Source organism: Micromonospora sp. WMMD1082, from assembly GCF_029626175.1.
In the GTDB taxonomy this organism is placed as follows: Bacteria; Actinomycetota; Actinomycetes; order Mycobacteriales; family Micromonosporaceae; genus Micromonospora.
This window is the reverse complement of sequence record NZ_JARUBM010000002.1, coordinates 1870553-1884397: the sequence shown is the minus strand read 5'-3', so window position 1 is coordinate 1884397 and position 13845 is coordinate 1870553. Positions and strand designations below refer to the sequence as shown.

Below are 13845 nucleotides of genomic sequence, written 5' to 3'. Positions count from 1 at the left end.
GTCGACGGGGCAGGCGTGAAGAATACGACGGAGGCGATGTCGTGAGCACCGGACCGACGACCCTGCCCGCCAGCGGCGACGCTGTGCAGAAGCGACCTGGCGGGCTGCCCCGGCTGCGTGATGCCCGGATCCGGTCCAAGCTGGCGCTGATCCTGGTCGTTCCGGTCGCGGCGGTCATCGCGCTGGCCACGGTACGTCTGATCTCGGTCGGTGAGGGTGCCTACGACGCCACCCAGGCCCGGTCGCTCACCGCGCTCTCCATCGACGTCGCCGCGCTGACCAACGACCTGCACGCCGAACGGATGGCGGCGGCGGCCTACCTCGCCGCGCCGCAGCGGCAGGCCGACGCGTACAACCTCCGGGTCCGGCAGACCCAGCAGCGGATCGACGAGTACCGCGCGGAGCGCAACCGGGTCGGCGAGGCCCCCGCCGCGGTCCGCGACCGACTCGCGGCCATCGACGCGCACCTGGACACCCTCGACGGCACCCGGCAGGAGGTGCTCGACCGCCAGCAGATGGAGGTCGCCGAGGCGGTGCTGCGCTACGGCGTGGTGCTGAACGACCTGGTCGGGTACGGCGACGGGTTGGCCCAGCTGCCCGGCGACGAGCAACTCGGTGACAGCCGGCGGGCGGTCGCCGCCTTCGCCCGCGCGAAGGCGGCCGTCGCCGAGGAAGAGGCGGTGGCCTTCACGGCACTGAGTGCCGGCCGGCTGGACAACGAGCTGTTCTCGGCCTTCGTGGCCACCCTCACCGGGCAGCAGGAGGCCCTGGTGGCCTTCTCGCTGGCCGCCGACCCGGTGCAGCGCGCGCTGGTCGACACCACCGTCTCCGGCGACGCGGTGGTGCTCGCCGACCGGATCGCCACCGACATCAGCCGGTCGGTGAACCAGCGCGCGCCGTTCACCGCGCAGGAGGCCACCGCGTCGATCGGCGCGGTGAACGAGCTGATGCGGTGGGCCGAGGTCGAGCTGCAGAACCGCCTGCTCGCCCAGGCCGAGCAGGCCCGCTCGGACGTGATCCGGCAGGCCGTCATCGAGTCGACGCTGGTGCTGCTCACTCTGATCATCGCGGTGACCCTGGCCGTGGTGCTGGCCCGCTCGCTGAACCACTCGCTGCGCCGGCTGCGGGAGGGCGCGCTCTCGGTGGCCAACCGCGACCTGCCCGAGGCGGTGCGCCGGTTGCAGGGGATGGGCAACGTCAGCGACGGCAGCGTCGACGAGATCGTCCGCGAGGTACGGGATCCGATCCAGCTCACCAACCGCGACGAGGTGGGCCAGGTGGCACTGGCGTTCAACGTCGTGCACCGGGAGGCGGTCCGGGTCGCCGCCGAGCAGGCGGCCCTGCGGACCAGCGTCTCGGCGATGTTCCTGAACCTGGCCCGCCGCAGTCAGACCCTGGTCGACCGCATGATCGGTGAACTCGACGCGATCGAGCGGGGCGAGGAGGACCCGAAGCGGCTCGCCCAGCTGTTCGAGCTGGACCACCTCGCGACCCGAATGCGCCGCAACGACGAGAACCTGCTCGTGCTGGCCGGGGCGGACTCGGCCGTGCCGCGCCGCGACGACGCGCTGCTGGTGGACGTGCTGCGGGCCGCGCAGTCCGAGGTGGAGCTCTACAACCGGATCGAGTTCGGCACGGTCGACACCGACGTGTCCGTGGCGGCCCACGCGGTCAACGACGTGGTGCGGCTGGTGGCCGAGCTGCTGGACAATGCCACCCGCTTCTCGCCGCCGAACACCACCGTGGTCGCCGACGGGCGGCGGATCCGGGACTACGTGCTCATCCAGATCGAGGATCGGGGTCTCGGCCTCACCGACGAGCAGCTGGACTCGCTCAACCTGCGGCTCGCGGGGCCGTCCGCCGTGGACGTCGCGGCCTTCCGCCTGATGGGTCTCGCGGTGGTCAGCCGGCTGGCGGCCCGCTACGGGATCCGGGTCGAGCTGCGCCGCAACGTCGAGGGTGGCACCGTCGCACAGGTCACCCTGCCCGCCGCCACCGTGGTGCTACCCAGCCTCCGGGGCCGCGACCAGGCGATCACCCGGCCGCGGCAGCCGCTCGCGGTCGAGCAGCCTCCGCTGTCGCCGGCCGGTCTCGGTGACTCCGCCAACGGGGCCGGCCGCGGCACCACCACGACCCTGGTCGACCGGTGGCGCAACAACGGCGCGCCCTCCTCCTCGGTGCCCTGGCCGGCCACGGAGCCGGCCCCCGACAACCCGCCGCCGGTCCGTACGCCGCCACCGGCCTTCGCCGGCGGATTCAACGCCGGAACGCCGACGGCCGCCCAGCCCACCCTCGATCCGCTGCCGACCCGCCGGGCCGGTGGCCACCCCGAGCCGGCCTCGGCCGGGCTGCCGGTGGGACCGGTCGCGGGAGCCGCGGTCAGTGCGCCGGCGGGCTTCGCCCCGCAGGGTGGGCCGAGTTCCGGCGGCGTGAGCGTCGACAACTCCGGCTTCCGCGGTCTGGGTGCCAGCCTGGCCGCCACCGCCCCACCCGCGGCCGCGCCGATCACCGTCCCCCCCGAGCCGGCCGCCGAGGCGCCGATCTTCCGGGAGATGGAGGCCGTCTGGTTCCGGTCGCACGGCAACGACGTGACCGCCATCTTCAGCCGACCGCAGTTCGACGAGCCGGTCCCGCAGCCGACCGCCGGCCCACCGGCGCCCGTCGTCGAGCCGACCCGGGGGCGGAGCCCGTTGCCGACCCGTACGCCGGGCGCGGCGGCGACCGGGACGCCAGCGCCGCCGCCACCGTCGTACACTGCGTCGTCGTCCACCGTGACGGCCGGTCCGCCGGTGGGCGCGCCGCCGGTGTCGGCCGCTCCACCACCGGCCGCTCCACCGCCGGCCGCGCCATCACCGTCCGCGCCGCCCGAGGCGGGCCGCTCGGAGGATGACGCCTGGCGGACGGCGGCCGACGAGGGGTGGTCGCGAGCCAGCCGTGCGGCCGAGCCCACCCCCGCCGGTACGACCCGGTCCGGCCTGCCGAAGCGGGTGCCCCAGGCACAACTCGTGCCCGGCGGCATCCAGCCACGCACCGGGCGTGAGCACAGCCGCCGGACCCCGGACGAAGTACGCGGTCTGCTCTCGGCCTACCACCGCGGCGTCCAGCGCGGGCGGACGGCCGGCGGGACCCACACCAGCACCTCGACCAAGGAGACGAGCCGATGAACAGGCCAGCGGCCATGCAGGACATGGGTTGGCTGCTCAGCAACTTCGCCGACAGCGTGGCGGGCATCGCCCACGTGGTGGCGGTGTCCGCGGACGGGCTGCTGCTCGCCTCCTCCCGCGACCTGCCCGCGGACCGGGCGGATCAGCTCGCCGCGATCACCTCCGGTGTGGTCAGCCTGACCGAGGGTGCCGCGCGGATGTTCAGCGCCGGCGGAGTGCTGCAGACAGTCATCGAGATGGACAGCGGCTATCTGTTCCTGATGTCCATCAGCGACGGATCGTCGATGGCGGTGCTGGCGGCGCGCAGTTGCGACGTCGGCCAGGTGGGCTACGAGATGGCGCTGCTGGTGGAGCGGGTCGGAGCGGCGCTGGTACCGCTGCCCCGGGACGCGGTGCGGTCGTAACGGGTGCGGCGCGACCGGCGGATGGTGGAGGAGGTGATCGCGGATGGCAGAGCGGCGTGACCCACGTGGTGCGCTGGTCCGGCCGTACGCGGTCACCCGGGGCCGGACCGAGCCGCTGCAGGACATCGCCCTGGAGGCGGTGCTGGTGGCCAGTCCCACCCAGATCGCCGAGTCACGATTCGCCGGGCACGACAAGCATCGCATCGCCATGGTCTGCGAGGGCCGGGCTGAGTCCCTGGCGGAGATTGCCGCGTACACCCGGTTGCCGCTGGGTGTCGCCCGGGTGCTGGTCGCCGACATGGTGGCCGAGGGCCTCTTGACGCTACAGACGGCCGCTCCCGCCACAGGTTTCGAGGAGCGGATGGAAATGCTGGGAAGGGTGCTGAGTGGACTTCGCGAGCTATGACCCCGCCGGGGCCCGCCAGAGCCGGGGAATCATCTCCGCGAAGATCGTCGTCGCGGGTGGCTTCGGTGTCGGCAAGACCACGCTGGTCGGTGCGATCTCCGAGATCACACCGCTGACCACCGAGGCGGTGATGACCGCGGCGGGCGTCGGTATCGACGACCCGTCCAAGGTGCCGGGCAAGGAGACCACCACGGTCGCCATGGACTTCGGCCGGATCACCATGGCGCAGGATCTGATCCTGTACCTCTTCGGTACACCCGGGCAGACCCGGTTCTGGTTCATGTGGGACGAGATCATCCGAGGTGCGGTGGGCGCCGCCGTCCTGGTGGACACCCGCCGGATCTCCGACGCGTTCGCCCCGCTGGACTACTTCGAGAACCGCAACCTGCCGTACGTGGTCGCGCTCAACCGGTTCGACGGCGCGCCGCAGTACGAGCTGGACGAGGTGCGGGAGGCGCTGGCCATCTCACCGGACGTGCCGCTGGTGATGACCGACGCCCGGCAGCGGCAGTCGGTCAAGCGGGTCCTGACGACCGTTGTCGAGCACGCCATGGCGCGACTGCAGGCCGAGCACGACCGGGGCTTTCCGACCCCGGTCGGCTGAGCGACCGCGTCATCGACGGCGTCCCGCCGGCCCGGCTCCGGCCGCCGGCGGGGCTCAGTCGATGCGGAGGCGGTAACCGCGCTTGACCACCGTCTGCACCACGCGCGGGGCCTTCAGGCCGGCCCGCAGCCGGGCCACCGCCATCTCCACGGCGTGCTCGTCGGCGCCGCGCGGCAGGGTGCGCAGCAGGGCGGTACGCGATAGCACCCGCCCCGGCGTCTGGGCCAGGGCGCGCAGCACCGCCATCGGCGCGGGCGCGAGCGGACGCAGCTCCCCGTCCACCACCGCCGCGTGGCCCCGCAGGGTGAGCAGGTGCCCGGCGACCTTGATGGTGACCGTGCGCCGGGGCAACTCGTCGACGATCGTGCGGACCAGCGCGCCCAGCCGGGCCCGGCTCGGCGCGCTCACCGGCACCCCGCGCCGGACCAGCGGCTCCGCGGTGACCGGGCCGACGCAACTGGCCAGCACGTCACCGCGCAACGCGTCCAGCACCGCCTCCGTGCGATCGCCGGCCGCCCGCAGCAGCGCCTCCGCTGCCGGTGCCGAGGTGAAGGTGACCGCGTCCACCAGCCGGCCGGCCACCAGATCGACCAGCCGGTGCAGCGGCGCCGGATCGGTCGGCGGCGCCCAGCGGTAGACCGGGATCTCGATGACGGTGGCCCCGGCGTCCTCCAGCGCGCGGGTGCACTCCGGCTGCCGTTCGCCGTGCAACTGCATGGCGATCACCTGGCCGGAGACGCCCCGGCGACGCAGGTGCTCGACCACCTCGTCACAGCTCTCCGAGGCGGGGGACCACTGGTCGTGCAGGCCGGCCGCGCGGATCGCACCGCGCGCCTTGGGGCCCCGGGCCACCACGTACGCGCTGCTGAGCACCCCGCGTAGTGGTTCGGCCAGCCCCCACCCCTCGGCGGCCTCCAGCCACCCCCGCATGCCGATGCCGGTGTTGGCCATGAGGATGTCCGGTGGCCGCTCCAGACACGCGCGGGTGGCCTCGCGCAGTTCGGTGTCGTCCGCGAGCGGCACGATCCGCAGGGCGGGAGCGAGCACCACCCGGGCGCCGCGCCGTTGGAGCAGCGCGGCGAGTTCGTCCCGCCGCCGGTCGGCGGTCACCCCGATGGTGAAGCCGGCCAGTTCCTCGCGCATCAGCCCTCCTGTCGCAGCCGCACCTCGACCATGCCGTCCCGGCAACGGACCTGGTGCCGGGCAACGGAAACCCCCGGCAGGTCGAGACAATCCCCCGTGCGCAGGTCGTACACCTGCTTGTGCAGCGGCGAAGCGACGGTCGGCATCCCGCCCCGGCTGCCCACGATGCCGCGGGAGAGCACGTACGCCCCGGCGACCGGGTCGCGGTTGTCGATCGCGTACAGCCCGTCCGCGGTCCGGAAGAGCGCCACCTGCACCCCGCAGACGAGGGCGGCGACGCCCCGGTCCGGGTCCAGTCGCTCCAGCGGACAGACGGTGACCCAGCTCAGCGCCGTCGCGGTGGTCATCGCCGCACCTCCGGCAGGCCGAGCGTGACCGGTTGGCGGCCGTCCGGGGTGGGTGCCCGACCGCCGACGGGCACCGGCTGTCCGCGTTCGGTGACGAAGGTGATCGACGGGTCGGGCACCTCCGGCGCGTTGACGAAGGAGGTGAACCGCCGCAGCCGGTCCGCGTCGTCGAGCACGTCGCGCCACTCGTCCGAGTAGGACGCGACGTGCCGCGCCATGGCGGCGTCCAGTTCGGCGCAGAGGCCGAGCGAGTCGTCCACGATCACCGACCGGAGGTGGTCGAGGCCGCCATCCATCGCCTCGATCCAGGCGGCGGTGCGTTGCAGCCGGTCGGCGGTGCGGATGTAGTACATCAGGAACCTGTCGATCAGCGGGATCAGCGCCTCCGTGGACAGGTCGGTGGCGAACAGGTCGGCGTGGCGCGGCCGGAAGCCGCCGTTGCCGCCGACGTAGAGGTTCCAGCCGGTGTCGGTGGCGATGACGCCGAAGTCCTTGCTCCGGGCCTCGGCGCACTCCCGGGCACAGCCGGAGACCGCCGACTTGATCTTGTGTGGGGCGCGGAGCCCCCGGTAGCGCAGCTCCAGGGCGACGGCGAGGCCGACCGAGTCCTGCACCCCGTAGCGGCACCAGGTGGCACCGACGCAGGACTTCACCGTGCGCAACGCCTTGCCGTACGCGTGCCCGGACTCGAACCCGGCGTCCACCAGCCGGCGCCAGATCTGCGGCAGCTGATCGACCCGGGCGCCGAACAGATCGATCCGTTGGCCGCCGGTGATCTTCGTGTAGAGGTTGAAGTCCCGGGCCACCTCGCCGATGACGATCAGCTTCTCCGGGGTGATCTCCCCGCCGGGGATCCGGGGCACCACCGAGTAGCTGCCGTCGCGTTGCAGGTTCGCCAGGAAGTGGTCGTTGGTGTCCTGCAACGAGGCCTGCTCGCCGTCGAGGATGTGGCCGTTGCCGAGGGAGGCCAGGATCGAGGCGACGACCGGCTTGCAGATGTCGCAGCCCCGCCCCCGGCCGTGCTCGGCGATCAGCCGGGAGAACGTCCGGATGCCGCGTACCCGGATGATGTCGAACAGCTCCTGGCGGCTGACGTCGAAGTGTTCGCAGAGCGCCGTCGACTGGGTGACGCCGGCCGCGTCGAGCAACTGCTTCAGCATCGGCACGCACGAGCCGCAGCTGGTCCCGGCCCGCGTGCACGCCTTCAGGGCGGGCACGTCGGCGCAGCCGCCGGCGATCGCCGTGTCGATGTCCGCCCGGGTGACCGCGTTGCAGGAGCAGACCTGTGCGGTCGCCGGCAGGGTGCCGACCGTGGCACCCGCGCCGTCCCCGGCGAGCAGCGCCAGCGGCGCCGCCGGCAGCGGTCCGCCCACGCTGGCCCGCAGGGTCGGGTACGCGGCGGCGTCGCCGACCAGCATCCCGCCGAGCAGCGTCGTCGCGTCGTCGGAGAGGACCAGCTTCGCGTAGACCCGGGCGGCCGGATCGGTCCACGTCACGTCCAGGCAGCCCGGGGTGGTGCCGTGCGCGTCGCCGAACGAGGCCACGTCGACGCCGAGCAGCTTCAGCTTGGTGGCGGTGTCCGCGCCGGGGAAGGTGGCCGCCCCGCCGGCCAGCCGGTCGGCCACCACCTCGGCCATCGCGTAGCCGGGGGCGACCAGGCCGTAGCAGGTGCCGTCGACGGCCGCGCACTCGCCGACCGCGTAGATCCGTTCGTCCGCCGTCCGGCAGGTGTCGTCGACCAGCACACCGCCGCGCGGACCGAGTTCCAGCCCGGCCGCCCGGGCCAGTTCGTCGCGGGGGCGGATGCCGGCCGCCACCACCACCAGGTCGGCGTCGAGCACCACGCCGTCGGCCAGCGCCAGGGCGGCCACGGCGCCGTCCGGGCCGGGACGCAGCGCGGTGGTGGCCACCCCGAGGTGGCAGGCGACGTCCAGTTCCTCGACGTAGCGGCGGAGCATCGCGCCACCCGCGGTGTCCACCTGCGCCGGCATCAGTCGCGGGGCGAACTCCACCACGCTGGTGGCCAGCCCGAGCAGGCGCAGCGCGTTCGCCGCCTCCAGGCCGAGCAGGCCGCCGCCGATCACCGCGCCGGTGCGGCGGCCGTGCGCGTACCCACGGATCGCGGCGAGGTCGTCCAGGGTCCGGTAGACGAAGACACCGGGCAGGTCCGCGCCGTCCACCGGCGGCACGAAGGGGTACGACCCGGTGGCGAGCACCAGGACGTCGTACGGGTGCTCACCGGCGGCCGTGGTGACCACCCGGCGGGCCCGGTCCACGCCGGTGGCCAGCTCGCCGAGGCGCAACTCGACCCCGTCGTGCGGGGTGTGCAGGCTCAGCTCCTCGGCGTCGGCCCCGTCGAAGTACGCGGACAACCGCACCCGGTCGTACGCCGGGCGGGTCTCCTCGGCGAGGACGGTGACCCGCCACCGCCCCCGGGGGTCGCGGTCCCGCAGCGCGTCCACGAACCGCTGGCCGACCATCCCGTTGCCGATGACGACCACGTTGCCGCCGGTCATCGCCCCACCTCCACCGGATCCGTTCTGGACAGCCAGTCGACGATGCCGGTCACCGCGTCGCGGCAGCCGCCGCACCCGGTACCGGCCCGGGTTCGCGCGACCACGGCGTCGAACGTGCGGGCCCCGTCCCGCCAGCACTGCACCAGCGCGCCCTTGCTCACCGTGTTGCACTGGCACACCGTGGCCGCGTCCGGCATCAGCGCCGGGGACGCGGTGGGCGCCGCGACGGCACCGCCGACGGCCCGGCCGAGCAGCAGCGCCCGCCGGTCGGTGGGCACCGGGTGGCCCCGGTCGAACAGCTGGATCACCGTGCCCACGGACGGGTTGTCGCCGAGCAGGATCGCGGCGGCCAGCCGCTGGTCGTGGATGCGCAACCGCGCGTAGGTGCCCCGCGCCGGGTCGGCGAAGGTCACCTCCTCGCCGGGGCCGCCCGTCGGGTCGCCCATCGCGGCGAGATCGATGCCGGCCGCCTTGAGCCGGGTCACCACCGGCCGGGGCTGGTACCGGGCCAGCGGGTCCTGCCCGGTCACCACCTGGGCCACCACCCGGGCCTGTGCCCAGGCCGGCGCCACCAGCCCGGTCAGCGCGCCGTCGTGCTGCGCGCAGTCGCCGATCGCGGAGATCCGCCGGTCGCTGGTGCGCAGCCGGTCGTCGACCAGCACACCCCGCTCCACGTCCAGGCCGGCCGCGGCGGCGAGGGTCGTGTCGGGACGCACGCCGCAGGCGAGCACCAGCAGGTCGGCGTCGAGCGGGCGCCCGTCGGACAGCTCCAGGCGCACCCCGGACGCGTCGGCGCGGACCCGCGTCGGGGTGACCGCCAGGTGGGTGGTCACCCCGAGACCGGTGAGCGTGCCGGCGAGCATCGCGCCGGCGGCCGGGTCGAGCTGGCGTTCCATGAGGTACGGCACCCGGTGCACCACGCCCACGTCGAGCCCCCGGGTGGCGAGGCCCCGGGCGGCCTCCAGGCCGAGCAGCCCGCCGCCGAGCACCAGGGCGTGCCGGGCGCCAGCGGCCACGGCGAGGATGCGCCGGCAGTCGTCCAGGGTGCGGAACGGGATCACCCGCTCCGGCAGTCTTTGCGGATCGAGGCCGGGCAGCGGCGGCACCACCGCCCGGCTGCCCGTGGCGAGCACCAGGTGGTCGTAGGGGATCCGGTCGCCGTCGTCGGTGCATACCTGGCCGGTGGCGCGGTCGATCGCGCTGACCGTGACACCGGTACGCAGGTCGACACCGCGCCCAACGGCCTCGGCCAACTCCACGTCCTGCTCACCGATCTTCCCGGCGAGCAGGGTGGAGAGCATGATCCGGTTGTACGCCCGGTGCGGCTCCGCACCGAGCACGGTGACCTTCAGGTCCTCGCCCCGCGCGTGCAGCTCCGCCGCCACCCGGGCGCCGGCCATTCCGTTGCCGACCACCACGACCCGGGCAGCACGGACGTCGCTCATGACGGCACTCCGCTGCGCTGCGTGCCGTCATGAGGCACCTTCGCACTGAGCCGATGATTCGCTCGCTGACGCTCGCTCATGACGGCACTCCGCTGCGCTGCGTGCCGCTGTGCTGGGTGGCCAGGCTCTCCACCCGTACCGCGCAGATCTTGAACTCGGGCATTCCGGAGATCGGGTCGACGGCGTCGTTGGTGACGGAGTTGGCCCGCGCCCGCCCGGCCCAGTGGAACGGCGCGAAGACGGTGTCCGGTCGGATGGCCGGGCTGAGCCGGGCGGGTGCCTCGAACTCGCCGCGCCGCGAGACCACCCGTACCGGCTCGCCGTCGACGACGCCCAGCCGTTCGGCGAGGTCGGGGTGCAGCTCCACGAAGGCGTCGGGGGCGGCCCGGCGCAGCGCGGCCACCCGGCGGGTCTGGGTGCCCGACTGGTACTGGGCGAGCACCCGGCCGGTGGTGAAGTGCAGCGGGTACTCCGCGCAGACCTCCTCGGCGGCCGGCCGGTGCTCCACGGGGTGGAACCGGGCCAGCCCGTCGGGTGTGGCGAAGCGGTCGGCGAAGAGCCGGGGCGAGTCGGGCCCGTCGTCCTCGGGGCACGGCCAGAAGACCCCGTCGGTCGCGTCGATCCGGTCCCAGCTGATTCCGGCGTAGTCGGCGATGCCGCCGGCCGAGGCCCGGCGCAGCTCGGCGAAGACCGCACGCGGATCGTCCGACGGGGCCGTTCCCCGGCCCCCCAGGCGGGTGGTGAGGGCGGCGAGGATCTCCAGGTCGGTGCGCACACCCGGCGGGGGGCGGCGGAGCGCCCGGCGGCGCAGCACCCGCCCCTCCAGGTTGGTCATCGTGCCGTCCTCCTCGGCCCACTGCGCGGTGGGCAGCACCACGTCGGCCAGCGCGGCCGTCTCGGAGAGCAGGAAGTCGGCGACGACCAGCAGGTCCAGGTCGCGCAGCCGGCCCTCGATCCGGGCCGCGCGCGGAGCGGAGACCACCGGGTTGGAGCCGAAGACCAGCAACGCCCGGGCACCCTGGTCCGTGCCCAGCGCGTCCAGCAGTTGGTACGCCGGCACGCCGGCACCGGGCAGCTCGTCGGCCGGTACGCCCCAGACCCGCGCGACGTGGGCGCGGGCCTTCCGGTCGTCGATCTTCCGGTACCCGGGGAGCTGATCGGCCTTCTGCCCGTGCTCCCGGCCGCCCTGGCCGTTGCCCTGCCCGGTCAGGCAGCCGTAGCCGGAGCCCGGCCGGCCCGGCAGGCCGAGCGCGAGCGCCAGGTTGACGAAGCCGGTGACCGTGTCGACGCCCTTGGCGTGCTGTTCGGCGCCGCGCGCGGTGAGGATGATCGCCCGTCCGGCGGTGCCGAGGCAGCGGGCGGTCTCCTCCAGGTCGGCCACCGGTACGCCGGAGAGCGCCTCGGCGCGGGCCGGCCACCAGCCCGCCACGGTGCGTCGCACGTCAGCGAAGCCGGTGGTGCGGGTGGCGACGTACTCCCCGTCGACGTAGCCCTCGGTCAGGGCGATGTGCAGCAGCGCGTTGGCCACCGCCAGGTCGGTGCCGGGCAGCGGTTGCAGGTGCAGGTCGGCCTGGCGGGCGGTGGCGGTCGCCCGGGGGTCGACGACGATCAGCCGGCCGCCCCGCTCCCGTTGCTCGGTTAGCCAGCGCATCAGCGGCGGCATGGTCTCCGCCGGGTTGGCGCCGACCAGCAGCAGGGTGTCCGCCCGGCCCAGGTCGGAGAGGGGGAACGGCAGGCCACGGTCCACGCCGAAGGCCCGCATGCCGGCCGCGGCCGCCGACGACATGCAGAACCGTCCGTTGTAGTCGATGTGCCGGGTCCGCAGCGCCACCCGCGCGAACCTGCCCAGCGCGTACGCCTTCTCGTTGGTGAGCCCGCCGCCGCCGAAGACGGCGACCGCGTCGCGGCCGTGCCGGTGCTGCACGTCGCGCACGCCGGTGGTGATCCGCTCCAGCGCGGCGTCCCAGCTCGCCGGGCGCAACTCGCCGCTGGCCGGGTCGCGCAGCAGGGGAGTGGTCAGCCGTTCCGGGTGCCGGAGCAGTTCGGCCGAGGTCCAGCCCTTCTGGCAAAGGCCGCCCCGGTTGGTGGGGAACTGCCGGGGATGCACGGTCACCCCGCCGGTCTCCTCGCGCAGGATCATCCCGCACTGGAGCGCGCAGTACGGGCAGTGGGTCGCCACCTCCTGGGGCGCTCGCCCCGACCGGGTCGCCGACCGTGCACCGTCTGTCATGTCGGCAAAGCGTGCCGCTGGGCAGTTTCCGGTCCGCGTCCCGTTTGTTTCGGTCCTGTCAAGTGCCGCTCACACCGCACGTCCGCGGCGAACGGGCTCGCAGGGTCTACAATGTGGAACACTCGTCTTGTTATTTGGGAGGCAGTCGTGGGTGTGGCCGAGGCGTTCGACGCCGTGGCGGCGGGTTACGACGCGGCGCGCCGCCGGCTGGTGCCCTGCTTCGACGCGTTCTACGGCACGGCGGTCGAGGTGGCCGCGCCGCCGCTGCGGGCCGCCCTGGCCGCCGGGCGTACGCCCGAGGTGCTGGACCTGGGCGCCGGGACCGGCTTGCTGTCCTCACTGCTCGCCGCCGCCGTGCCCGGCGTGCGGCTGACCCTCGTCGACGCCGCGCCGAAGATGCTGGCCGTCGCCGCCGAGCAGTTGACCGGCCGTGGCGTGCCGCACCGGTTGGTCGCGGCGGACCTGGCCGATCCGCTGCCCGCCGGGCGGTACGACGCCGTGGTCAGCGCGCTGGCCATCCACCACCTGGACGACTCCGGCAAGCGTGCGCTCTACCGGCGGGCGGCGGGGGCGCTGGTGCCCGGCGGGGTCTTCGTCAACGCCGAACAGGTGGCCGGCCCGACCCCGGACCTGGATCGGCGCTACCACGAGGTCTGGCTGGCGCAGGTCACCGCGCTCGGCTCGGACGCCGCCGAGATCGCCGCCGCCGAGCAACGGATGACGTACGACCGTCCGGCGCCGGTCGGTGAACAGTGCCGCTGGCTCGCCGAGGCGGGCCTCGCGGAGGTGGACTGCTTCTTCAAGGCCTGGCGGTTCGCCGTCTTCGGCGGTCGCGCCCCGGACTGAGCGGTGCCGGCTCGACCGGAAGTGGTACGCGGTGGATGACTGATAGTCATACCACTGGGTAGTCTGTCCAGCATGACAGCCAAGGTGACCCTGTCGTTCTCGGACGAGACGATCGCGGAGGCCCGACAGTTCGCCAAGCGGGAGGGCCTCTCGCTCTCCGCCTGGATGGACCAGGCGGCCCGGGAGAAGGCGCTGCGTGAGGTCTTCGCCGCGCACGCCGCCGCGGTCGGGCGCGCCGGGCTGGATCTGGAGTCCGCGTCGCTGGCCGATGCCCAGGAGGTCGGCATGGTCGACGACCTGCTCTTCGGCGGTCCCCCGCGTGCTGCGTAGGGGCGAGGTCTGGCGGGTCGAGGGGGCCCGGGAACGGCTCGGGCTGGTGATCAGTTCCGACGTCTACAACTCCACGGCGGTGCCCATCGTGATCGTGGCCGAGGTGGTGGAGGCGGCGCTGCTGCGCGACTCGCCGTTGGCGGTGTCGATGGGTGGTTGGGTGGTGATGCCCGACCGGATCTCGTCGCCGATGAAGAAGTGGTTCACCGAGTGCGTGGACGTGGCCGACGCCGAGACCATGCGGCGGATCGACCGGGCCCTGCGCATACTCCAGCAGCTCTGACCCGGCGCGCAGCGCTGGCCCGGCGCGTCCGGCGCGCTCCTCACCGGCGCCGGCGGCCCGTGGTGCGCTCCCCGTTGCCGGGCCGACCCGAACGGCGAACGCCGTGGTAACGGCCGCTCCCTAGCTT

12 protein-coding genes are annotated in these 13845 nt (G+C 74.0%); 7 read left to right on the top strand and 5 right to left on the bottom strand.

From position 1 onward, the window contains the following. Window positions 1-41 precede the first annotated feature (41 nt). Genes O7615_RS08815 through O7615_RS08800 form a run of 4 tightly spaced genes read left to right on the top strand, consistent with a single transcriptional unit; the run spans window position 42 to window position 4578 of the window. The gene (locus O7615_RS08815) at window positions 42-3164 is read left to right on the top strand and encodes a nitrate- and nitrite sensing domain-containing protein (RefSeq protein ID WP_278176888.1); all 3123 of its coding nucleotides are present in this window, start codon (window positions 42-44) and stop codon (window positions 3162-3164) included. Further along, a complete protein-coding gene (locus O7615_RS08810) occupies window positions 3161-3568 on the top strand; it encodes a roadblock/LC7 domain-containing protein (protein ID WP_092378558.1) in 408 nt (135 codons plus the stop codon). The genes O7615_RS08815 and O7615_RS08810 overlap by 4 nt, the downstream gene beginning before the upstream one ends. Before the next feature lie 43 nt (window positions 3569-3611). Beyond that, a complete protein-coding gene (locus tag O7615_RS08805; protein ID WP_278176887.1) occupies window positions 3612-3974 on the top strand; it encodes a DUF742 domain-containing protein in 363 nt (120 codons plus the stop codon). After that, entirely contained in the window at window positions 3955-4578 is a 624-nt protein-coding gene (locus tag O7615_RS08800; protein WP_278176886.1) for an ATP/GTP-binding protein, read from the top strand. Before O7615_RS08805 ends, O7615_RS08800 begins: the two co-directional genes overlap by 20 nt. 54 nt (window positions 4579-4632) lie before the next feature. Here the strand turns inward: O7615_RS08800 and O7615_RS08795 are convergent, their stop codons facing one another. The 5 genes from O7615_RS08795 to O7615_RS08775 form a co-directional block, all read right to left on the bottom strand. Further along, window positions 4633-5721 (bottom strand): uroporphyrinogen-III synthase, encoded by a 1089-nt coding sequence (locus O7615_RS08795; protein WP_278176885.1) that lies wholly within the window; start codon window positions 5719-5721, stop codon window positions 4633-4635. After that, the gene (gene nirD, locus O7615_RS08790) at window positions 5721-6068 is read right to left on the bottom strand and encodes a nitrite reductase small subunit NirD (RefSeq protein WP_278176884.1); all 348 of its coding nucleotides are present in this window, start codon (window positions 6066-6068) and stop codon (window positions 5721-5723) included. The genes O7615_RS08795 and nirD overlap by 1 nt, the downstream gene beginning before the upstream one ends. Further along, on the bottom strand, window positions 6065-8584 hold the full coding sequence (gene nirB, locus O7615_RS08785; RefSeq protein ID WP_278176882.1) for a nitrite reductase large subunit NirB: 2520 nt from the start codon (window positions 8582-8584) through the stop codon (window positions 6065-6067). Before nirB ends, nirD begins: the two co-directional genes overlap by 4 nt. Continuing rightward, window positions 8581-10029: an FAD-dependent oxidoreductase gene (locus tag O7615_RS08780; RefSeq protein ID WP_278176881.1), complete on the bottom strand. Its 1449-nt coding sequence runs from the start codon at window positions 10027-10029 to the stop codon at window positions 8581-8583. The genes nirB and O7615_RS08780 overlap by 4 nt, the downstream gene beginning before the upstream one ends. 76 nt (window positions 10030-10105) lie before the next feature. Beyond that, on the bottom strand, window positions 10106-12259 hold the full coding sequence (locus O7615_RS08775; RefSeq protein ID WP_278176879.1) for a molybdopterin oxidoreductase family protein: 2154 nt from the start codon (window positions 12257-12259) through the stop codon (window positions 10106-10108). A gap of 147 nt (window positions 12260-12406) precedes the next feature. Between O7615_RS08775 and O7615_RS08770 the strand changes: the two genes are divergently transcribed. The 3 genes from O7615_RS08770 to O7615_RS08760 all read left to right on the top strand — a co-directional run bounded on the left by O7615_RS08770 (window position 12407) and on the right by O7615_RS08760 (window position 13718). Further along, window positions 12407-13105, top strand: a complete 699-nt coding sequence (locus tag O7615_RS08770; protein WP_278176878.1) for a class I SAM-dependent methyltransferase — start codon at window positions 12407-12409, stop codon at window positions 13103-13105. A 72-nt stretch (window positions 13106-13177) separates the two neighbouring features. Further along, window positions 13178-13435: a DUF6364 family protein gene (locus O7615_RS08765; RefSeq protein ID WP_278176877.1), complete on the top strand. Its 258-nt coding sequence runs from the start codon at window positions 13178-13180 to the stop codon at window positions 13433-13435. After that, a complete protein-coding gene (locus O7615_RS08760; protein ID WP_278176876.1) occupies window positions 13374-13718 on the top strand; it encodes a type II toxin-antitoxin system PemK/MazF family toxin in 345 nt (114 codons plus the stop codon). The genes O7615_RS08765 and O7615_RS08760 overlap by 62 nt, the downstream gene beginning before the upstream one ends. Window positions 13719-13845 lie beyond the last annotated feature (127 nt).

Excerpts from the sequence above, each read along its gene's own strand:
- O7615_RS08810 (WP_092378558.1), top strand. The coding sequence starts at position 3,161 with ATGAACAGGCCAGCGGCCATGCAGGACATGGGTTGGCTGCTCAGCAAC.
- O7615_RS08805 (WP_278176887.1), top strand. The coding sequence starts at position 3,612 with ATGGCAGAGCGGCGTGACCCACGTGGTGCGCTGGTCCGGCCGTACGCG.
- O7615_RS08795 (WP_278176885.1), bottom strand. The coding sequence starts at position 5,721 with ATGCGCGAGGAACTGGCCGGCTTCACCATCGGGGTGACCGCCGACCGG.
- nirD (WP_278176884.1), bottom strand. The coding sequence starts at position 6,068 with ATGACCACCGCGACGGCGCTGAGCTGGGTCACCGTCTGTCCGCTGGAG.
- nirB (WP_278176882.1), bottom strand. The coding sequence starts at position 8,584 with ATGACCGGCGGCAACGTGGTCGTCATCGGCAACGGGATGGTCGGCCAG.
- O7615_RS08780 (WP_278176881.1), bottom strand. The coding sequence starts at position 10,029 with ATGAGCGACGTCCGTGCTGCCCGGGTCGTGGTGGTCGGCAACGGAATG.
- O7615_RS08775 (WP_278176879.1), bottom strand. The coding sequence starts at position 12,259 with ATGACAGACGGTGCACGGTCGGCGACCCGGTCGGGGCGAGCGCCCCAG.
- O7615_RS08765 (WP_278176877.1), top strand. The coding sequence starts at position 13,178 with ATGACAGCCAAGGTGACCCTGTCGTTCTCGGACGAGACGATCGCGGAG.
- O7615_RS08760 (WP_278176876.1), top strand. The coding sequence starts at position 13,374 with ATGCCCAGGAGGTCGGCATGGTCGACGACCTGCTCTTCGGCGGTCCCC.